This is a genomic window from Caenispirillum bisanense (assembly GCF_900230255.1).
In the GTDB taxonomy this organism is placed as follows: Bacteria; Pseudomonadota; Alphaproteobacteria; order Rhodospirillales; family Rhodospirillaceae; genus Caenispirillum; species Caenispirillum bisanense_A.
In genome coordinates this window covers 76394-96930 of the sequence record NZ_OCNJ01000011.1, presented here as the reverse complement: position 1 = coordinate 96930, position 20537 = coordinate 76394, and the positions used below count along the sequence as shown (strand labels likewise).

At 71.0% G+C, this 20537-nt stretch carries 20 protein-coding genes; 8 read left to right on the top strand and 12 right to left on the bottom strand.

Going from position 1 to position 20537, the window contains the following annotated elements; all coding sequences use genetic code 11:
* Window positions 1–114: 114 nt before the first annotated feature.
* Together CRP50_RS20580 and CRP50_RS25665 are read right to left on the bottom strand one after the other, a co-directional pair.
* Entirely contained in the window at window positions 115–363 is a 249-nt protein-coding gene (locus CRP50_RS20580; RefSeq protein ID WP_097281076.1) for a hypothetical protein, read from the bottom strand.
* The gene (locus CRP50_RS25665) at window positions 360–500 is read right to left on the bottom strand and encodes a hypothetical protein (RefSeq protein ID WP_176525282.1); all 141 of its coding nucleotides are present in this window, start codon (window positions 498–500) and stop codon (window positions 360–362) included. Before CRP50_RS25665 ends, CRP50_RS20580 begins: the two co-directional genes overlap by 4 nt.
* Before the next feature lie 188 nt (window positions 501–688).
* On the opposite strand from CRP50_RS25665, the gene CRP50_RS20575 reads away from it, so the two are divergent.
* From CRP50_RS20575 to CRP50_RS20555, 5 genes are all read left to right on the top strand, one after another.
* A complete protein-coding gene (locus CRP50_RS20575; protein ID WP_097281075.1) occupies window positions 689–1711 on the top strand; it encodes a DctP family TRAP transporter solute-binding subunit in 1023 nt (340 codons plus the stop codon).
* Window positions 1712–1792: 81 nt separating this feature from the next.
* Entirely contained in the window at window positions 1793–2155 is a 363-nt protein-coding gene (locus CRP50_RS20570; protein ID WP_097281074.1) for a tautomerase family protein, read from the top strand.
* Window positions 2152–2691, top strand: a complete 540-nt coding sequence (locus CRP50_RS20565) for a TRAP transporter small permease (RefSeq protein ID WP_245913580.1) — start codon at window positions 2152–2154, stop codon at window positions 2689–2691. The genes CRP50_RS20570 and CRP50_RS20565 overlap by 4 nt, the downstream gene beginning before the upstream one ends.
* The gene (locus CRP50_RS20560; RefSeq protein WP_097281073.1) at window positions 2688–3983 is read left to right on the top strand and encodes a TRAP transporter large permease; all 1296 of its coding nucleotides are present in this window, start codon (window positions 2688–2690) and stop codon (window positions 3981–3983) included. The genes CRP50_RS20565 and CRP50_RS20560 overlap by 4 nt, the downstream gene beginning before the upstream one ends.
* A 116-nt stretch (window positions 3984–4099) precedes the next feature.
* A complete protein-coding gene (locus CRP50_RS20555; RefSeq protein WP_097281072.1) occupies window positions 4100–4384 on the top strand; it encodes a hypothetical protein in 285 nt (94 codons plus the stop codon).
* Between the two features lie 14 nt (window positions 4385–4398).
* On the opposite strand, the gene rbsK is transcribed toward CRP50_RS20555, so the two are convergent.
* The 9 genes from rbsK to CRP50_RS20510 form a co-directional block, all read right to left on the bottom strand.
* The gene (rbsK, locus tag CRP50_RS20550) at window positions 4399–5319 is read right to left on the bottom strand and encodes a ribokinase (protein WP_097281071.1); all 921 of its coding nucleotides are present in this window, start codon (window positions 5317–5319) and stop codon (window positions 4399–4401) included.
* Complete coding sequence (locus CRP50_RS20545; RefSeq protein WP_097281070.1) at window positions 5316–6335, bottom strand: LacI family DNA-binding transcriptional regulator; 1020 nt, start codon at window positions 6333–6335, stop codon at window positions 5316–5318. The genes rbsK and CRP50_RS20545 overlap by 4 nt, the downstream gene beginning before the upstream one ends.
* A 79-nt stretch (window positions 6336–6414) precedes the next feature.
* On the bottom strand, window positions 6415–7296 hold the full coding sequence (gene rbsB / locus CRP50_RS20540; RefSeq protein WP_097281069.1) for a ribose ABC transporter substrate-binding protein RbsB: 882 nt from the start codon (window positions 7294–7296) through the stop codon (window positions 6415–6417).
* Window positions 7297–7449: 153 nt separating this feature from the next.
* A complete protein-coding gene (gene rbsC, locus CRP50_RS20535) occupies window positions 7450–8457 on the bottom strand; it encodes a ribose ABC transporter permease (protein WP_097281068.1) in 1008 nt (335 codons plus the stop codon).
* A gap of 14 nt (window positions 8458–8471) precedes the next feature.
* Window positions 8472–9968 (bottom strand): sugar ABC transporter ATP-binding protein, encoded by a 1497-nt coding sequence (locus tag CRP50_RS20530; RefSeq protein ID WP_097281067.1) that lies wholly within the window; start codon window positions 9966–9968, stop codon window positions 8472–8474.
* Window positions 9969–10001: 33 nt separating this feature from the next.
* A complete protein-coding gene (rbsD, locus tag CRP50_RS20525) occupies window positions 10002–10421 on the bottom strand; it encodes a D-ribose pyranase (protein ID WP_097281066.1) in 420 nt (139 codons plus the stop codon).
* A 135-nt stretch (window positions 10422–10556) separates the two neighbouring features.
* The gene (locus tag CRP50_RS20520) at window positions 10557–13721 is read right to left on the bottom strand and encodes an efflux RND transporter permease subunit (RefSeq protein ID WP_097281065.1); all 3165 of its coding nucleotides are present in this window, start codon (window positions 13719–13721) and stop codon (window positions 10557–10559) included.
* Window positions 13718–15046: an efflux RND transporter periplasmic adaptor subunit gene (locus CRP50_RS20515; RefSeq protein WP_097281064.1), complete on the bottom strand. Its 1329-nt coding sequence runs from the start codon at window positions 15044–15046 to the stop codon at window positions 13718–13720. Before CRP50_RS20515 ends, CRP50_RS20520 begins: the two co-directional genes overlap by 4 nt.
* The gene (locus tag CRP50_RS20510) at window positions 15039–15746 is read right to left on the bottom strand and encodes a CerR family C-terminal domain-containing protein (RefSeq protein ID WP_176525281.1); all 708 of its coding nucleotides are present in this window, start codon (window positions 15744–15746) and stop codon (window positions 15039–15041) included. Before CRP50_RS20510 ends, CRP50_RS20515 begins: the two co-directional genes overlap by 8 nt.
* 419 nt (window positions 15747–16165) lie before the next feature.
* Between CRP50_RS20510 and CRP50_RS20505 the strand changes: the two genes are divergently transcribed.
* Window positions 16166–16714, top strand: a complete 549-nt coding sequence (locus CRP50_RS20505; RefSeq protein WP_097281062.1) for a hypothetical protein — start codon at window positions 16166–16168, stop codon at window positions 16712–16714.
* 6 nt (window positions 16715–16720) lie between these two features.
* On the opposite strand, the gene ppc is transcribed toward CRP50_RS20505, so the two are convergent.
* Complete coding sequence (ppc, locus tag CRP50_RS20500; protein ID WP_097281061.1) at window positions 16721–19510, bottom strand: phosphoenolpyruvate carboxylase; 2790 nt, start codon at window positions 19508–19510, stop codon at window positions 16721–16723.
* Between the two features lie 181 nt (window positions 19511–19691).
* Here ppc and CRP50_RS20495 point away from each other — a divergent pair, with 181 nt between their 5' ends.
* Together CRP50_RS20495 and CRP50_RS20490 are read left to right on the top strand one after the other, a co-directional pair.
* Entirely contained in the window at window positions 19692–20063 is a 372-nt protein-coding gene (locus tag CRP50_RS20495) for a DUF6152 family protein (RefSeq protein ID WP_097281060.1), read from the top strand.
* A 4-nt stretch (window positions 20064–20067) separates the two neighbouring features.
* Complete coding sequence (locus CRP50_RS20490) at window positions 20068–20535, top strand: hypothetical protein (RefSeq protein WP_097281059.1); 468 nt, start codon at window positions 20068–20070, stop codon at window positions 20533–20535.
* The last annotated feature ends 2 nt before the right edge of the window (window positions 20536–20537 follow it).

Sequence of the window (20537 nt, the reverse complement as noted above, 5' to 3'; positions counted from 1 at the left end):
CTCTGCGGGCGCCGTGCGGTGGGTCTCAATGTCCTTCAGATATGGCACCGCGGGCGCCGTCGTCAATGCAAATTTGCATCACGACATCGCGCCGGGTCGTGGCCGGTGCTGCGGTCAGCCCCCGCCCTTGCGTCCGAGCAGGCGGAAGACCATCAGGCCGTAGATCGGCAGCACGCCGTAGCGCAGCATCTTGGCCAGGTCACCGTGGACGCCGAAGGCGAGCAGCACCTCTTCCGCCCCCCACAGCACCAGGCCGACTCCGGCGATGGGCAGCAGGAAGCGCAGCAGCAGGTCGCGCAAGCCGACGAGGACGGCGCGCACCGCCTGGGCCCCGGCGGAGGAAGAGGCGGCAGGCCCGGTCATGGCGTGTCCGTCGTCGACTGGAACAGCGACACCAGGAACACCGACAGCAGGGTGCCGAACAGGATCAGCCCGGTCGCGGGCGTGTGCCACAGGGCCGCCAGGGCGCCCGCTGCGATCACCGGAACCACCTTCCACATGGGGAAACTCCGTTGGAAACCTCTGCCGACAGTCGCGCCACCGCCGGCGGCAGACAAATGAACATGCATTAAATCGCGGTAAGGCCCCGCACATACCGCAGGGCAGGTTTCCATCCATTGCGCGAAATGGCGGGGAAGGGATAATCTCCCATCCCGCAGATCGACAAATACGCAACGAGGAAACCGACATGCAGTGGATGAAGGGCCTTCTGGGCGCCGCGGTCGCAGCCATGATCGCGCTGCCGGCCCATGCCGCCGACTACAAGGACGAATACAAGGTCTCCACCGTGCTCGGCACGCCCTTCCCCTGGGGCATCGCCGCCGAGGAATGGGTGAAGCTGGTCGACGAGCGCACCAACGGGCGCATCAAGATGAAGGTCTACCCCGGCACCCAGCTGGTGCAGGGCGATCAGACCAAGGAATTCACCGCCATGCGCCAGGGCATCATCGACATGGCGGTGGGCTCGACCATCAACTGGTCGCCGCAGGTGAAGGAGCTGAACCTCTTCTCGCTGCCGTTCCTCGCCACCGACTTCGCCGCCACCGACGCCATCACCGGCGGCCCGGCGGGCGAAGCCGTGTTCGCCGCCATCGAGAAGCAGGGCGTGGTGCCGCTCGGCTGGGCCGAGAACGGCTTCCGCGAGGTCACCAACTCCAAGCATCCGATCCGCACGCCCGACGACATGAAGGGCCTGAAGATGCGCGTGGTCGGCTCGCCGCTGTTCAACGACACCTTCACCGCGCTCGGCGCCAACCCGACGCAGATGAGCTGGGCCGACGCCAAGCCGGCGCTCACCACCGGCGCCGTCGACGGCCAGGAAAACCCGTTGTCGGTCTATTCCGTCGCCAAGATGGACACGGTCGGCCAGAAGCACATCACCCTCTGGCACTACATGAACGACCCGCTGATCTTCGCCGTCGGCAAGCGCGTGTGGGAAGGCTTCACGCCGGAAGACCAGGAGATCCTGCGCCAGGCCGCCGTCGACGCCGGCAAGGTGGGCATCGCCGCCGCCCGCAAGGGCATCACCGCGGAAGACCCGTCGCTGATCGAGGAGATCAAGGCGACCGGCGCCGAGATCGTCGAGCTGACGCCCGAGCAGCAGAAGGCCTTCGTCGACGCCACCCGCGGCGTCTACGACCAGTGGGCGGAGAAGATCGGCCCGGATCTGGTGAAGCAGGCCGAGGAGTCGGTCGCGCAGAGCCGCAAGTAAGCGGCGCTTAATACCGAGGGGGCGGCCCGGCGGTCCGGGACCCGCCCCCTTGCGTCGTTCCACCCACGAAAGCCCCTCGCCATGCCCCAGATCCGCATCGAACACTCCACCGACCTCGCCGCGCGGCTCGACACCCGGTCGCTCGCCCTCGGCATCCACCGCCTGACGGTGGAGCACGTCAACGCCAGCGTCGCCGCCTGCAAGACCCGCGTGCTCGACGTCGGCGCGCCCATCATCGGCGACGGCGCCGCCGGGCGGTCGCTGCTGCACATCGAGATCGGCCTGCTGCCCGGCCGCACGCCCGAGGCCAAGAAGGCCCTGTCGGAGGCCGTGCTGGCCGCCGCCGCGGCCGCCGTCGGCGAACGCGCGCCGGCCGAGACCCACATCAGCGTCGAGATCCGCGACATGGACGGCGGCAGCTACCAGAAGACGGTCCTGTCGTGAGCGACCTGTCCGACCAGAGGCACTACGGCCCCCAGGGCGAGCCGGCGGAGCCGCCGCCGCCGCCCAAGGTGCCGCTGAAGATCGAGGAGGCCGGCGCGGCCCTCGCCATGGCGCTCATCTGCGCCATCAGCCTCGCCAACGTGGTCGTGCGCTACATGACCAACGCCTCCTTCGCCTTCACCGAGGAGTTCTCGGTGTTCCTGCTGGTGGTGATGACGCTGCTCGGCGCCGCCGTCGCCTTCGCGCGGCACGAGCACATCAAGATCACCTTCTTCCTGGAGCGCATGCCGAAGGCGGTGCGCCTCGCCGCCGAACTGGTGACCCTGGCGGTGACGACGGCGCTGTTTTCCATGGTGCTCTACTACGGCGCCCTGTTCGCGCTGGACGAATGGGAGTTCGAGACGGTGTCGGCGGGCCTCGGCTATCCAAACTGGATCTACACGCTGTGGCTGCCGCTGTTGTCGGCGGTGATCCTGTTCCGCATCCTGGAGCGCGCCTGGCTCGCCCTGCGCCGCCCGACGGAGGACGTGGAATGACCGCCAGTGTGGCCCTTCTCGGGGTCTTCGCCCTGCTGCTCGTCATCGGCACGCCCATCGCGGTGGCGCTCGGCTTCGCCGGTGTCGTCGGCATCTGGATGGGGCTCGACGTCTACGCCCTGGCGACGGTCGGTACGAACACGTACAACGGCATCGCCAAGTACCCGCTCATCGCCATACCGCTGTTCATCCTGACCGGCATGATCTTCGAGCGGTCGGGCGTGGCGAAAAGCCTGGTGACCTTCGCCAGCGCCCTGGTCGGCCCGCGCCGCGGCGGGCTCGCGGTGGTCGCCGTGCTGGTGTGCCTGATGATGGGCGGCATGTCGGGCTCCGGCCCGGCGGATGCCGCCGCCGTCGCCATGGTCATGGTGCCGAGCATGTTCAAGGCGGGCTACCCGAAGCCCTTCACCGCCAGCGTCATCGCCGCCGGGGCCTCGACGGCCATCCTCATTCCGCCGTCCATCGCGCTCATCGTCTATTCGATCCTGATGCCCGGCGCCGACCTGCGGGCGCTGTTCGCCGGCGGCGTCATCCCGGGCCTGCTGGCCGGGCTCGCCATCATCCTGCCGGTGCTGTGGCTGTCGCGCCGCCACGACTTCGGCGCCATGGAGGACATGCAGCGCCCGCCGCTGCTGAAGAGCTTCCTCGGTGCCGTGCCGGGGCTCATGGCGCCGGTCATCATCCTGGGCGGCCTGCGCTCGGGCCTGTTCACGCCGACGGAAGCGGCGGTGGTGGCGGTGGCCTACGGCCTGCTGGTGGGGGTGGCGGTCTACCGCAATCTCACCTGGCGTGGCGTCTACCAGCTGTTCGTCGACAGCGCGGTGACGTCGGCCATCATCATGCTCATCATCTCGCTGGCCGGCATCTTCGCCTGGGCCGGCGCGACGCTCGGCACCTTCGACGCGACGGCGCAGGCGCTGCTCGCCCTGTCGGACAACCAGTGGGTCATCATGGCGCTGGTCATGGCCTTCCTGCTGGCCGCCGGCATGGTGCTGGACGGGGTGAGCATCTACCTCATCATGCTGCCGCTGCTCATGCCCATCATCGCCGCCTTCGAGTGGAACGTGACGTGGTTCGGCGTGGTCATGGCCATGAACATCGCCATCGGCCAGTTCACGCCGCCCGTCGCCGTCAACCTGATGGTCACCACCACCGTCGCCGGCATCCCCATGGAGAGCACCTTCAAGTGGATCCTGTGGCTGGTGGCCTCCATGACGCTCGCCATGGTCGCCGTCATCGTGTGGCCGGAACTGGTGCTGTGGCTGCCGCGGCTGCTCGGCTACCGGGTGTGACCGGGGCTGCGGCCCCTGCCGGGCGGCGGGGGCGCAGCGGCGCGGGGTCGCGCTAGAGGAAGACGGCGGGTCGGCATCGGCCCGCCGTTTCTTCATCGCAAACCGGAGTGTCATCCATGACCAAGACCCGCATCGCCGCCGCCGCCCTGGCGGCCCTTCTGCTCGCGCCCGCCGCCGCCGGCGCCGCCGAGGACGTGCCCGCGCCCGTCCCGCCGGTCGAGCGCCTCGTCCAGCTGGCGGTGGTCGACAAGATCACCGACCGCACCATGGGCCACTGCTACACCGACCGGAAGTGCGAGAACATCTACCGCAATTCCGAAATGTCCTACGGCAGTTGCTCCCAGGAGAAGGGCAAGGGCTTCATCCCGCGCGACAGCCGGGACTGCATTGCCGTGCGCTGAGGCGCGGACGGCGATCAGCCCTGCCTGAGCAGGGCCTCGACCTCGTCGAGGGCGGGCGCGGCGTCGGAGGCGCCGCGCTTCGTCGTCGCCAGGGCACCGCAGGCCGAGGCGAAGCGGATGGCGTCGGGCAGGGCGTCGCCGCGGGCGAGGGCGAAGGCGAGGCCGCCGTTGAAGCAGTCTCCGGCCGCCACGGTGTCGATGGCGGTGACCTTGAAGGCCGGGATATGCCCTTCGCCCTCGGCACTGCGCCAGTAGACGCCGTGGGCGCCCATCTTCACCAGCGCGACGGGCAGGCCGCGCTCGGTGAGGGCGGCGGCGGCACGGGCGGCGGAGGGGATGTCGACGGGGCGGATGCCGACCAGGGCCTCGGTCTCCGTCTCGTTGGGGGTCATGACGTCGACGTTGCGCCAGACCTCGTCCGGCAGCGGCTCGGCGGGCGCCGGGGCGGGGTCGAGCACGACGCGCCCGCCCACCGCCCGCACCGCCTTGGCGGCGGCCAGCGCCGGAGCCAGCGGCACTTCCAGTTGCAGCAGCAGCACGCGGGCCTGCGCCAGCACGGGCGCGAGGCGGTCGGCGTCGCTGGCATCGACGGCCATGTTGGCGCCGCCGACCACGGTGATGCAGTTCTCCGCCCGCGCATCGACGCCGATGACGGCGATGCCCGTCGCCGCCGCCGGGTCGGGCAGCAGATGGCTGGTGCCGACGCCGAAGTGGTGCAGCCGCTCGCGCGCCAGCGTGCCGAAGGCGTCGACGCCGGTGCGTCCGGCCAGTTCGACGGCGCCGCCGAGGCGCGCCACGGCGACCGCCTGGTTGGCGCCCTTGCCGCCGAGGCCGATGGAATAGCCGCTGCCGTGCACCGTCTCGCCGGGCCGCGGCAGGCGGTCCGAATAGGCGACGACGTCGACGTTGGTGCTGCCGAAGACGACGATGGTCATGGGGTCCTCCCGCGCGGCCGGCCGACGGAGCGGCGCTCCACCAGCCGCGGCTCGAGCTTGACGACGCGCGGCAGGGGGGCGCCGGCGTCCAGGTGGTCGATGAGCAGGCCGGCGGCGCGGGCGCCCAGCTCCGGCACCGGCTGGTGAATGGTGGTGAGCGGCGGCGCCATGTAGGCGGCCAGCTCCACGTCGTCGTAGCCCATGACGGAGACGTCGTCGGGCACGGTGAGGCCGCGCTCGTGGGCGGCGCAGAGGGCGCCCATGGCCATCATGTCGTTGAAGCAGAACACGGCGTCGGGCCGCTCGCCCTCCGGCCGGTCGAGCAGGTGCGCCATGGCGGCGCTGCCGCCGGCGACGGTGAGGTCGGCGACGACGTGCAGGGCCGGGTCGAGGTCGAGCCCGGCGGCGTCGAGCCCCGCCAGCAGCCCGGCCATGCGCTCGGCCGAGCGCGGATGACGCTCCGGCCCGCTGATGCAGGCGATGCGGCGGAAGCCGGCTTCGGCCAGGTAGCGGGCGGCGAGGCCGCCGCCGGCGTAGCTGTCGTCGGCGACGGCGGTGGCGGGGGCGGCGTCCTCGGTATCCAGCACCACCGTCGGCACGCCGGCGGCGGCGGCCAGCTCGGCCGGCAGCCCCGGTTCCTGGTTGGCGGTCAGCACCACCAGGGCGTCGATGCGCTTGGTGCGCAGCGTGGCGAGGTAGGCGTAGAACTTGTCGCCGTCGTCCTCGGAATTGCACAGGATCAGGCTGTAGCCGCGGGCGAAACAGGCGGCCTCGACGCTGTGGATGAGGGCGGCGAAGAAGGGATTGGTGGAGGACGTGACCACCATCCCGATGCTCTGGGTGCGGTTGCCCTTCAGCGCCCGGGCGACGCCGCTCGGCGCATAGCCCAGGCGCTCCACGGCGGAACGCACCCGCTCGGCCGTCTCGGGCGCCACGTAGCGGGTGCCGTTGACGACGTGGGACACGGTGCTGACGGAGACGTCAGCCTCCCGCGCGACGTCCTTGATGGTGGCCATGGCCTGGGTTCCGGGCGGTGGGACAGAGGAGGCGGGTGGGGCGCCGCCGGAAGCCGCGCCCCACCCACGTGGGCAGGTTTTACTTCTGAATCACCTGCAGGGGAACCGGCGTGTACTCGGGCACGCTCTCGCCCTTGGCGACCTTGGCGGCGGTCTCGACGCCCATCTCGCCGATCTTGCCGGCCTGCTGGGCGACGGTGGCGGCCATGGTGCCAGCCTTCACGGCGGCGACGCCGTCGTCGGTGCCGTCGAAGCCGACCACCTTGATGTCGCGGCCGGAAGCCTGGATGGCCTTCAGGGCGCCCAGCGCCATCTCGTCGTTGTGGGCGAAGACGGCGTCGATCTCGCTTTGCGCCTGGAGGATGTTCTCCATGACGTTCAGGCCCTTGGTGCGGTCGAAGTCGGCCGGCTGGCTGGCGACCACCTGGATGCCCTCGACCTTGTCGACGACGTTGTGGAAGCCCTGGCCGCGGTCGCGGGCGGCCGAGGTGCCGGGCACGCCCTGCAGTTCCACCACCTTGCCCTTGCCGCCGAGCAGGTCGACGATGAGCTGGCCGGCCATCTCGCCGCCCGCCACGTTGTCGGAGGCGATGTGCCCGGCCACCTTGCCGCCGTTGGCGGCGCGGTCGAGGGTCACCACCGGCACGTCGGCGCGGTTGGCGGCGCGCACGGCCGAGCGCACGGCGTCGGAATCGGTCGGGTTGATGAGCAGGACCTTGATGTCCTTGTTCACCACGTCCTCGACGTTGGCCAGTTCCTTGGCCGGATCGTTCTGGCTGTCGAGCACCAGCAGATCGTAGCCGAGCGCCTTGGCCTTGGCCTCGGCGCCGTCCTTCAGGGTGACGAAGAACGGGTTGTTCAGGGTGGAGACCACGAGGGCCATCTTGTCGGCGGCTTCCGCCGCCATGGTCGAGCCGAGCAGCGCCACGGCCGCAACGGCCATCGTCAGGGTCTTACGCATGATGACACCTACCTTTCCCGGTTCAGTTTCATTCTTGGACGAACATCCGGCGTGACCGCCTTGGGCCAACATCCGGCGCGACCGCGCCGGCGCCACGCGAGCGGCGGGAGGCAAGGGCGCGAGGAGCGCCCGCCCGCCGCCCGAGGGCAATAATCAACTCGAACTCTTGCCGCGGCTGTCCACCAGGACGGCCAGCAGGATGACGGCGCCCTTGGCGATCATCTGGTAGTAGGACGAGACCTCCATCAGATTGAGCGCATTGTTGAGGACACCGATGATGAGGGCGCCCACCAGGGTGCCGAAGATGTGCCCGCGCCCGCCCATGAGGCTGGTGCCGCCGAGCACGACGGCGGCGATGGCGTCCAGCTCGTAGGCGGTGCCGGCGGTCGGCTGGGCGCTTTCCAGGCGGGCGGTCAGGATGACGCCGGCCAGCGCCGCGAGCAGGCCCGAGACGGCATAGACGGCGATCTTCACGGCGGTGATGTCGATGCCGGCGAGGCGCGTCACCTGCTCGTTGCCGCCGACGGCGTAGACGTAGCGGCCGAAGCGCACGCGCGACAGCACGAACCAGCACACGATGAAGACGACGGCGGAAATCAGCACCGGCACCGGCACGCCGAAGACGTACTCGCCGCCGATGGCCCAGAAGGCGTCGGCGCCCTGGCCGTCGATGGTGCCGATGGGGCGGCCGTCGGTATAGACCAGCGTCGCGCCGCGCAGCACGGTCATGCTGACCAGCGTCGCGATGAAGGGCTGCACGCCGCCGAGCGCGATCACCGCGCCGTTGGCGGCCCCCAGCGCCGCGCCCAGCGCGAGCGTCGCCGGCAGGGCGATCCACAGGCTGGTGTCGCCGCCGACCAGGCTGGCGCAGACCGCGCCGGTGAAGGCCAGCACCGAGCCGACCGACAGGTCGATGCCGGCGGTGAGGATGACGAAGGTCATGCCGCAGGCGATGATCGCGTTGATCGACGTCTGCCGCAGGATGTTCATCTGGTTGTCGAAGGTCAGGAAGTTCGGGCTGACGGCCGACACGATGGCCATCAGCAGGATCAGTCCGACCAGCGACTTGTTGGCGGCGAGGAAGCGCAGCGCCGGGTTGCCCTGGGATTTCGGGGGGACGGTGCGGCGCTCGTCGGTGCGCTGGGGCGTGGCGGTGGTCATGGCACGGTCCTTCCTCAGGGAACGGCGACGGCGCGTTCCATGATGCTCTCCTGCGTCGCCTCGCCGTGGGCGAAGGTGCCCGTGACGCGGCCGTGGGACAGCACCAGGATGCGGTCCGACAGGCCCAGCAGCTCCGGCATGTCCGACGACATGAGAAGCACGCACAGGCCCTGGGCCTTCAACTGGTTGACGAGCTGGTAGATTTCCCGCCGCGCCCCGACGTCGACGCCGCGCGTCGGCTCGTCGAGGATGACGACGCGGGGCTGCGCCAGCAGCGACTTGGCGAGCGACACCTTCTGCTGGTTGCCGCCCGACAGGGTCTGCACGGCTGCGTCCATGTCGGGCGCCTTGACGGCGAAGACGCGCATGTATTCGGCGACGGCGGAGCGTTCGCGGTCGCGGTCCACCACCCCGCCGGCGCGGCACAGGCGGCCGAGGCTGCCGAGCGCCATGTTGAAGCGGATGGAGTGGGGCTGGATCAGGCCGTCGGCCTTGCGGTCCTCGGTGACATAGGCGATGCCGGCGCGCACGCCGTCGCGCGGGCTCTTCAGCCGCACCGGCGCGCCGTCGAGCAGGACGGTGCCGGTCCAGATGCGGTTGGCGCCGTAGATGGCGCGCGCCAGTTCGGTGCGGCCGGCGCCCATGAGGCCGGCGAAGCCCACCACCTCGCCGGCCCGCGCCTCGAAGGAGACGCCGGCGACTCCCTCGGCCGTCAGGTCGGTGACGGCGAGCCGCACCGGGCCGGCCTCGGCGGGCACGTAGGGGTACTGGTCGGTGATGTCACGGCCGACCATGTGGTGGATCAGCTGCGCCTCGGTCAACTCCGCGACCGGGCCGGTGTGGACCATGCCGCCGTCGCGCAGCACGGCGACGTCGTCGCACTGGGAGAAGATCTCGCCCAGGCGGTGGCTGATGTAGATGATGGCCTTGCCGTCGGCCTTCAGGCCGCGGATCGCCTCGAACAGGATCTGCGTCTCGACGTCGGTCAGGGCGTCGGTCGGCTCGTCCATGATGATGACTTCGGCGTCGAGCGACAGGGCGCGCGCGATCTCCACCATCTGCTGGGCGCCGACGCCGAGGCGCCCGACCGGCCACGCCGGGTCGATGTGGTCCTGCTTCAGGCGGTGCAGCAGCGCGCGCGCCCGCTCGCGCATGGTGCGCCAGTCGATCAGGCCGAAGGGGCCGCGCGGCTCGCGGCCGAGGAACATGTTTTCCGCCACCGAGAGGCCGGGCAGCAGGTTCAGTTCCTGGTGGATGATGGCGATGCCGGCGTCCATGGCCTGGCGCGGGTTGGTGAAGCGCACCGGCTGGCCCTCGAAGCGGATCTCGCCGCCCTCGTCGGGATGATAGATGCCGGTGACGATCTTCATGAGCGTCGACTTGCCGGCGCCGTTCTCGCCCACCAGCGCCAGCACGCGGCCGGGCAGGGCGGTCAGGTCGACGCGGTCGAGCACGCGGACGGGCCCGAAGGTCTTGGAAATGCCGTGCAGGTCGAGGAGCGGCGTCGTCATGGCCGGCCTCCGAAGTGGGCAGGACGCGTCACGTCAAAAGGTGACGCCGGAAAAGAGGATCAGATTCGCATAGGGCGTGCACTCGCCCGTGCGAATGATGGCACGCGCCGACGCGGTGCGCAGCTTGAAGTCCTCGTGGCTGACGCGCTCGACGGGGATTTCGCGCCCTTGCGCCTCGCCGATGGTGCGCAGCAGCTCCATGACGTCCGGATAGAGGCCGCGGCCGCCGTGCTCGAACTCGCCGGCGATGATGGCGCGTTCGATCTGCAGCTCGCCGCCCACCGCCTCCAGCACCTGGAGGAAGGAGGGGACGCCGGGAGAAACCGCCACGTCGATACGCTCCGGGCCCTCGGGGATGGGCAGCCCGGCATCGCAAACGACCAGTCCGTCAGTATGGCCCATGGACGCGATCACATGGGACATAGCGGGGTTGAGAAGGCCGGTCTTCTTCATGGCTCAGGTTCCTCCCGGCGCGCCTACCAGGGTTCACCATGCCACCGGGAAAACGTTTGCGCAAACGTTTTCGTCGCTGCGCTGCGGAACGGCCGGAGGGCCGCGGAGTCGCCGCCGCGCCCGACCGGCCGCCGCCTATTCCGCCGCCCGGCCGCCCGCTTCCGCCGGCGCCGACTCGCCGTGCAGGACGGCGGTTTCCGGGTCCGGCTCCACCGCCGCCGGGTCGAGGCGGAAGTCGTCGAGGATGGTGTAGAGCGCCGGCACCAGGAACAGCGCCAGCACCGTCGCCGAGGCCAGCCCGAAGGCGAGCGAAGTCGCCAGCGGGATCAGCACCTGCGCCTGCAGGCTCTTTTCCAGCAGCAGGGGCAAAAGGCCCGCCACGGTGGTGAGCGAGGTCAGCAGGATCGCCCGGAACCGCGCCCGCGCCGCCATGCGGGCGGCTTCCGCCGTCGGCAGGCCGGCGGCGCGGTGTTCCTTGATGAACATGACGATGAGGATGGTGTCGTTGACCACCACGCCCGCCAGCGCCGCCATGCCGACCATGCTCGGCATGGACATCTCCAGCCCCTGGATCAGGTGGCCGAACACGGCGCCGACCAGGGCCAGCGGAATGGCCGCCATCACCACCACCGGCTCCAGATAGCTGCGGAACTGCAGCGCCAGCAGCATGTAGATGCCGATGAGGCCGACGACGAAGTTGCGCAACACCGACTTGCCGGTGGTCGAGCCTTCCTTGGCCTGGCCCTCGAAGTCGACGGTGACGTCGGGGTAGCGTTCGGCGAGCGTCGGCAGGAAGCGGGCGCGGGTGTCGGCGACGATCTCGGCGGCATTGGCGACGGCGCTGTCGACCTCGCCCTGTACCGTGACGGTGCGGCGGCCGTCGACACGGTGGATGCGGGCGTAGCCGCGATCGACCACCACGTCGGCGACGCTCGCCAGTGGCACCTGCGTGCCATCGGGCAGCATGACGGCGAAGGTGTCGAGGTCGGCCAGGCTGTCGCGGTCGGCCTCGGCAAGCATTACCTGGATCTCCCAGGTTTCGCCGCCCTGCTGCACCTCTGTCACCTGGGTACCCTGGAAGGCGCCGCGCAGCTGGGCGGCGATGGTGCGGCCGGTGACGCCGAGCGGCACCGCGCCCTCCTGCAGGGTCAGGCGCATTTCCGGCTTGCCGGGCCGCAGGTCGTCGGACAAGTCGAGCACGCCGGCATAGCCGCCGAGCCAGTGGCGCAGGTCGAGGGCGGCGGCCTTCAGTTCGTCCAGGTCTTCGCCCTTCAGGCGGATGTCGATGGCCCGCCCGCCGGGGCCGAGCTGACGTTCGGCGAACTTGAGGCCGATCACGTCGGGCAGGCTGCCCACCTGCTCGCGCCAGCGGTTGATGACCTCGGCCATGGGGGCGTCGCGCACCTGCGACGACAGCAGGTCGAGCGTCACCGTGGCGACGTGCGGTCCGGTCTCGTAGGCGTCGGTGTTGGTGTTGTACTGCACCGTCACCTGCCGGATCAGGCTCTGCCCCTCCGGCTGGCGGGGCGCGAAGTCGGCCTCCATGCGGCGGCCGGCGGCGATGATCTGCTCCACCACCTGCTCGGTACGCGCCAGCGGCGTGCCCTGCGGCAGCAGGATGCGCGCCTGCACCAGGTCGCCCTCGATGGCCGGGAAAGCGCGGAATTTCACCGCGCCGCCGGCGATGAGGGCGCCGGTGCCGACCAGCAGGGCGATCATGATACCGATGGTGAGGTAGCGCCACGTCACCGCCCGGTCCACCAGGGCGCCGAGGCGGTTCTGGCGGAAGTCCTCGAAGGCCGCCTCGAACCACACGCGGAAGCGCGACGGCGTCTTCGCCGCCATATGGCCGAGGGAATGGGCCAGGTGGTGCGGCAGGATGAGGAAGGCCTCGATGAGGCTGACGGCGAGGGTCATGACGAGGACGATGGGCATGACCTTCATCACCTGCCCGATGCGCCCTTCCATGAAGGCGAGCGCCCCGAACACGCAGACCGTGGTGAGGAACGACGATACCACCCCCGGCAGCACCTGCCTCGTGCCCTCCACCGCGGCGGCGAAAGGTTTCTTGCCGCGGGCGAGGTGGGCGGCGACGTTCTCGGCGATGACGATGGCGTCGTCCATGAGCAGGCCGGTCGCGATCAGCAGGCCTACCATGGTGATCATGTCGATGGACAGGCCGAACAGCGTCATCAGCGCGAAGGTGCCGAAGAAGCTGACCGGCAGCCCCATGCTGACCCAGAAACTGTAGCGGAAGCTGAAGAACAGCCACAGGCTGAGAAACACCAGCGCGAGGCCCATGGCGCCGTTCTCCAGCAGCATGGTCAGGCGGTCTTCCACGATGGAGGCAGCGTCCAGCGTCACGGTCAGGTCGACGCCGGCGGGCGCGCGGGCGCGTTCGGCATCGAGGAAGCGGTTCAGCGCCGCCATGACCTCCAGGCTGTCCTGGTCGCGGGTCTTGGCGATTTCCAGCAGGGCGGCGCGGCGGCCCTCGAAGATCACCTGGTTCTCGGCGGCCTCGAAGGCGTCGGTGATGGTGGCGATGTCGGCCAGCCGCACCTGCCCGCCGGCCGCGCCGCCGACGATCACCAGATCGCCGAGCCGCTGCGGCGTCACCCGTTCGTCGTCGAACCGCACCAGCACGTCGGCGGCGCCCGTCTCCACCACGCCGCCGGGCAGGTTGAGGCTCTGGCGGCCGACCACGTCGGCGACGTCGGTGATGGACAGGCCGTGGCGGCGCAGGGCGTCCGCCGAAACCTCGATGCGGTACTGGCGGTCGGAGAAGCCGCGGATGGTCACCTGCGACAGCTCCGGCACGCGCAAGGCCCGCGCCTTCACCGCTTCGGCATAGGACCGCAGGTCGGAGGCGCCCATGGGGCCGGTGAGGGCGACCGAGGCGACGAAATCGATGCGGCCGAGCTGCTTGATGGTCGGCCGCTCGACGTCGGGCGGGAAGCCGTCGATGGCGTCCACGGCGGTGCGCACGTCGTCGGTGAAACGGTCGAGGTCGGTGCCCTCGATCATCTTGGCGACGGCGACGGCGACGCCCTCGCGCGCCTCGCAGCGGGTTTCGTCCAGTCCCTCGACGCCTTCCACCGCGTCTTCCACCCGCTGGCAGACGGCGTCCTCCACGTCCTCGGCCGAGGCGCCGCGGTAGACGGCCTGGATCTGCACCTCGTCGGGGTCGATGTCGGGGAAGGTCTCGCGCTTCAGCGACGGCAGGGTGAACAGGCCGACGACGAAGAAGGCGAGCATCAAAAGGTTGGCGGCGACCGGGTGGGCGGCGAACCAGCGGATCATGGCGCCGCTCCCGCCGCGGCCGTCACCGCCGCCAGGGCGTCGGGATCGGGGGTGACCGCCAGCTTCAGGCCGGCGATGGCGGGGATGACGTCGCTCACCACCACCCGCTCGCCGGGTGCGACGCCGCCGGCCAGCACGGCGATGTCGCCCTGCTGCCAGGCGACGGTGACGGGGCGGATCTCCAGGCGGTCGTCGGCCGTGGCGACGTAGACCGCCGGACCCTGGTGCAGGGCGTGGCGCGGCACCACGATCTTGCCTTCGTGCGGTGCCCCCGACAGCGCCACCTCGACGAACATGCCGCGCGTCAGCGGTGGGCGGACGCCCGGCTGGGCGGTGCGGTAGGGGTCGGCGACGCTGACGATGACGCCGACGGTGCGGGTCTTCGGGTCGACTTCCTCGGCGATGCGCGAGACTTCCGCCGGCCATTCCACCACCCGCTCGCCGGCCCGCAGCCGCACCACCGGGCGCAGGCCGCTGACCTCGGCCATGCGGGTCGAGACGGTGGCGACATCGGCGCCGAGCGGCTGGTCGGCACGGCGGATGAGCGGAAACAGATGCGCCAGCGGCACCTGCGCCGCCACTTCGGCCGTCGCGATGCCGTCGCCGGACGCCAGCGTGGTGCCGCGCTGGGCATATTGCCCCTCCTGCACGTTCACCGTCGTCACCCGCATGTCGAAGGGCGCGCGCACCACCGTGCGGGCGAGGTCGAGGCTCGCGGTATCGGCCTGCGCCTGCAACGCCTTGCGCTGGGCCGGCAGCAGGGCGAGCGTGGTGCGCAGCGACTGCACCTGCTGCTCGCCGGCCAGCAGGGCACGTTCCGCCGTATCCACCGCCGTGGCGGCGGCAGCGCCCGAGGTGCGCAGGTCGCGCTTGCGGGCGAGGTCGCGGCGCAGCACCGCCACCGACCGCTCCTCGATGGCGAGGCTGTCGCGGGTGCTCTGCTCGCGGGCGTCGAGTTCCGCCAGCTGGGCGTCCAGGCGGGCCAGCGCCAGCTCGTAGTCGGCCGGGTCGAAGCGGATCAGTTCCGTCCCTGCCGCCAGCACCTGGCCGCGCTCCAGCTCCGGGTGCAGGGCGACGACGCGGCCCGACACCTCGGCCACCGCCTGCCACACGCGGGCCGGCTCCACCGTGCCGAAGCCGGTCGCCTTGGGCACCACGTCGAGGGCGGGGGCGGCGATGACGCGCACGGCGCGCACCATCTCGGTCTCGGCGGCGCGCGTCGGCGGCTGGCGGGTCTGCACGGCCAGGACCAGGGCCCCGGCGGCGATCAGGACGGGCGGCAGGACCAGCGCCTTGCGCCAGTGGGTGCGCAGGAACTCACGCATGGGGCGGCACTCCGGGCGAGGCGGGAACGGGCAGGCCGAGGCTGCCGCAGGCGGCGGCGACGGCGACGCCGAGGGTTTCCTCCAGCGCCGCCCCTTCCAGGATCTCGCGGCCGAGGCGGCGCTCCACCACGGCCCGGCCGGCGATGAAGGGCATGACAGCGCCGAACACCAGATGGCCGCGCAGCACGGCGGCGGCGGAGTCGGGCGGCACGCCGTGGGCGGCGGCGGCGATCAGGCTCATGGCCCGGTTCATGGGCTCGAAGAAGCCGTCGTAGAGGATGTCGAAGGCATCGGACGGCGTCAGCAGTTCGCGCACCAGAAACCCGGCCCGGCCGTCCTCGCGCGCTGTCACCATGCCGCGCAGGAAGCCGGTCGTCACGCGGGCGAGCAGGGCGCCGAGGCGGACCCGGTCGCCGTCCGCCGCCGCCACCTCCGCCGCCACCCGCTCGACCATCGGCGCCACGGCGGCGCCGTTGCGCTCGGCGACATGGCGGGCGACGGCGAGATAGAGCCCCCGCTTGCCGCCGAAGTGATAGGCGACCGCGGCCACATTGGCCTCCGCCGCCTCGGCGATGCGACGGATGGAAACCCCGTCGTAGCCGTCGCGGGCGAACTCGGGCAACGCCGCCTCCACCAGCCGTCGGCGGGTGTCCTCGCCGCGGTCGGGTGTGGGGTCGGGGGCCGTGGTGTCGGGAGGCATGGGGGGACTCGCGCGGTGGTGATCAAACATATGATTAAAACAGGCGTTTGAAGAGCGCAAGGTGCGTTTGCGATGTGTCGTTCTGGTTGCATCTTTGCCGCGATGCCGCGAGTCGACCGGGGATGGCTTGCGCATTGACAATTTAGCGAGGGGGCTTACCTTGAAGCGCAGCAGGCTTCCGAAGAAGGACGTCGAAAAGGCTCTGCAGCAGCTGGAAGCCTTGGGCTGGGTGGTCGTCGAGCGCTCCGGCCGCGGTCATGCCTAGGGCCTCGTCCGCTGCCCGACGCCGGACGAGGCCTGCCGCGGCGGCACCTTCTGCCAGATGACCGTCAACTCGACGCCGGAGAACCCGCAGAACCATGCGGCCAAGCTCCTCGACAAGGCGGCCGGCTGCACGGCGAGGAAAGGAGGCAGGCACGATGCCTGAACGATTCGAATTCGAGGTGATCTTCGCCCTGCCGGAGGGCGAGCACGACGCCTTCGCCCTGTCCGACACCGTGTTCGAAGCTGGATACCCCGACGCCGTCGTCGGCACCGGCAACGCTCGGCTTCTGGCGGTCGCGCTCGAGGACGACGGCGACGACGCGGCGACGGTGATCCTGCGGGCGGCGCGCGCCATCATCGCGCACCTGCCGCCCGGGGCCGAGCTGCGCGAGGTGCGGCCGGATCTCGTCAGCCTGGCAGAGGTCGCCGAGAAGCTGAAGGTGAAGCGGCAGGCCTTGCAGCAGCGGGAGATGCCGCCGCCGGTCGGCGTCGGTCTCTACCGCATCGACGAGATGCGCGAGGCCCTGCTGGCGGCGGTTCAGCCCAAGCCGGGGCGCCGCCGCGCGCGGTTCGACCTCCCGGCCGCCGACAAGTGGTTCAAGGCGGGCATCGCCGCCCGCCGGCTGAACGCGGAGCTTACACTTCGCCGCCTCGACCCGGTGACGATCCAGGCGGTAGCGCCCGCCGCCGACCCGGACCGCTGACGGGCCTCACCCGCTGTTGCGCAGGCCGGCGGCGATGCCGTTGATGGACAGGTGGATGCCGTCGCGGATGGCCGCGTCGGTGTCGCCCTGGCGGTGGCGGCGCAGCAGTTCCACCTGGATGTGGTTCAGTGGGTCCAGGTAGGGGAAGCGGTTGCGGATGGAGCGGGCGAGCAGCGGGTTGCCCTCCAGCAGCGACTCCTGGTCCGTGATGGCGAGCAGCACCTCGATGGTGCTTTCCCACTCGGTGCGGATGCGGCCGAACACCGCTTCCCGCAGGGCCTCGTCCTCCACCAGCGCGGCATAGCGCGAGGCGATGGCGATGTCGCTTTTCGCCAGCACCATGTCCATGTTGGACAGCAGCATGCGGAAGAACGGCCAGTCGCGGTACATGGCGCGCAGGGTGTCGAGCCCGTCGTGCGGCCGCTCGCGCAGGAAGTCGGCGACCGCCGAGCCGAAGCCGTACCAGCCCGGCAGCATGAGCCGGCACTGCGCCCAGCTGAACACCCACGGGATGGCGCGCAGGTCGGCGATGGCCGTCGATTTCTTGCGGGAGGCGGGGCGGCTGCCGATGTTCAGGTTGGCGATCTCGCCGATCACCGTGGCGCTCCAGAAATAGCGCTCGAAGCCCTCCGTCTCGTAGACCAGCCCGCGATAGGCGCGGAAGGCGTGTGCCGACAGGCTTTCCATGACGTCGAGCCAGGCCGGGTCGGGCGCCGGCCCTTCGGGCGCCAGCAGCGTCGCCTCCAGGGTGGCGGAGGCGAGGATCTCCAGGTTGCGGCGGCCGGCTTCGGGATTGCCGTACTTGGCGGCGATGACCTCGCCCTGCTCGGTGATGCGGATCTTGCCCTGCACGGCGCCCGGCGGCTGCGACAGGATGGCCTGGTAGCTCGGTCCGCCGCCGCGACCGACCGAGCCGCCGCGGCCGTGGAACAGGCGCAGCGCCACGCCGTGGCGGGCGAAGACCTCCACCAGCGCGGTCTGGGCCTTGAACAGCTCCCACCCCGAGGTCAGGAAGCCGCCGTCCTTGTTGCTGTCGGAATAGCCGAGCATCACTTCCTGCACGCCGCCCAGGCTGTCCACCAGGGCGCGGTAGAGCGGCAGGCTCAGCAGCCTGTCCATCACCACCGGGCAGTTGCGCAGGTCCTGGATGGTCTCGAACAGCGGCACGATGGTGAGGTCGAGCTGCCGCTCGCGCGGGCGCATGAGGCCGGCTTCCTTCAGCAGCACCGCCACTTCCAGGATGTCGGAGATGCTCTCGGCCTTGGAGATGATGGTGTTGCGCACCGCCTGGTCGCCATAGCGGCGGCGCGCCTCGGCGGCGGTGTGCAGGATCTTCAGCTCGCCGGCCGTTTCCTCGGAATAGTCGGCGAAAGGCGAGGCGAGGGGGCGGGCGGTCGACAGTTCCGCCAGCAGCAGGGCGACGCGCGCCTCCTCGTCCAGCTCGGCGTAGGGCGTCGCCGGCGCATCGGCGGGCGCGGCGGCGGCCAGCAGTTCGCCCACCACCCGCTCGTGCACGTCGGAGTTCTGCCGCAGGTCCACCGTCGCCAGATGGAAGCCGAACACCTGCACCGCCCGCCGCAGCGACCGCAGCCGGCCGTCGGCCAGCCGTCGCCCGCCGTGCGCCCGCAGGCTGGCGTCGAGCACGTCGAGGTCGGCCAGCAGCGCCGCGGCGTCGGTATAGGGCTCGCTCACCAGGTCGCTGCGCCCCGGCACCGGCACGTCGGGCTGGCCGAAGGCGTGGGCGGTGGCGTGCAGGCGGGCATAGAGGCCCGACAGCGCCAGGCGGTACGGTTCCTCCCGCCGGTGCGGCGAGGTGTCGGGCGAGGCCGCCACCAGGGCCTCCAGCTCGGGCGAGATGCCGACGTGGCGGGCGTCCATGGTCAGCTCCGCCCGCAGGGTGTTCAGTTCCTGCAGGTAGAAGGCGATGGCGCGGGTGCTCTGCATGTGCAGGGCCTGGGCGAGCACCTCGGCGGTGACGAAGGGGTTGCCGTCGCGGTCGCCGCCGATCCAGCTGCCGGTGCGCAGGAAGGGCGGCAGGCTGCCCGTCCACTCCGGGTACTCGCGGCGCAGGCAGGCGTCCAGGGTGGCGTAGAGCCGCGGCAGCTCCGCCAGGAAGGTCTGGTCGTAGTAGGAAATGCCGTTGGCGACCTCGTCGATCACCTTCAGGCGGGTGCGGCGGAGCATGCTGGTCTGCCACAGGGCGTCCACCGTGCGGGCGAGCGCCTCTTCGGCCTCGGCTTCCTCGTCGGGCGTCTGGTGTTCGCGGTCGCGGACCCGCAGCAGGCGGGCGAGTTCCATCTCGCGGTTGAGGATGCTCTTGCGCTGCACCTCGGTCGGATGGGCGGTCAGCACCGGCACCACGGTGGCGGCGGCGAAGAACTGCGCCAGTTGATCCGCCGTCACGCCCGCCGCCCGGGCGCGGGCGACGGCGTAGGCGACGGTGCCCTCGCGCGGGGCCGAACCGCCGACCACGTGGGCGCGGTTGCGGCGGATGTGGTGCTGGTCCTCGGCGATGTTGGCGAAGTGGGAGAAATAGCTGAAGGCGCGCACGATGCGCCGCGTCTGCTCCGGCGTGATGCCGGCCAGCATGGCTTCCAGCTCGTGGCGGGCGGCGACGTCCTCCAGGCGGTGGAAGCGGACGGAGGTCTGGCGGATGCGCTCCACCAGCCCGAAGATCGCCGGTCCTTCCTGGTCGCGCACGGTGTCGCCGAGCACCCGGCCGAGCAGGCGGATGTCGTCCCGCAGCGGCAGGTCCTTGTCGTCGTCGTCGGGCGCATCGGTGATGTTCGCGGCCATGCCGGTCTCCCCTCGTCGTCGTGGTCGCTACTGCACCGCGTCAGGATGGCGGCATGCACGCCGCTTGTCGAGGGGTCCGGCCGGATCGCCCTGACGGACCCTTCGGCGCGGTGGCGGTTGAGCGCGGGCGGCGTCGGCCTCACATGAGGGGATCGGCAATCGCCCTGGGAGGCCCGACCCCATGTCCATCCTCCGCACGCTCCTCGCCGCCGCCGTCCTCGCCGTCGCGCTGCCGGCCGCCGTCGCGCAGGCGCACCACGGCTGGCGCTGGACGGAAGGCATCAACACGGAAATGACCGGTACCGTCGTGGCGACGCGCCTCGGCAATCCGCACGGCGAGGTGACGCTCGACGTGAACGGCGAGCGCTGGACGGTCGAGGTCGGCCAGCCGTGGCGCAACGAGCGCGCCGGCCTGACGCCGGAGAAGCTGGCCGAAGGCGCCGTCATCACCGTCATCGGCGAGAAGTCCGCCGATCCGGCCGAGAAGGTGGTGAAGGCCGAGCGGGTCGTCATCGACGGCGCCGACCACGTCCTCTACCCAGAGCGCGACTGACCCGGTGGGCGCCGAGGAGCTTTGGGCGGCGCTGGAGGCGACGGCGCTGGCGACTCACCTGCGCGGCTCGCGCTGGACCTATCCGCTGGTCAACGCCGGCCACATCCTCGGCATCGCCCTGCTGGTGGGCAGCGTGGTGCCGCTCGACCTGCGCCTGCTCGGTCTGTGGCGCAGCATCCCGCGCGCGGCGGTGGAGCGCCTGCTGGTGCCGGTGGCGGCGGCGGGGCTGGTCGTGGCGGTGACGACGGGGGTGCTGTTGTTCCTGGTGCAGGCGCGCGACTACGCCGCCCTCGGGCTGTTCCAGGCCAAGCTGGCGCTGATCGCCGTCGCCACCCTCAACGCGCTGGCCGCCGTCGCCCTGCGCCGACGTGGCGGCGGAAGCGACTGGCTCATGGCGGGCCTCGCCGCCGTCTCCCTGCTGTGCTGGCCGGCGGCCCTGGTGGCGGGGCGGATGCTCGGCTACGTGCTGTGAGC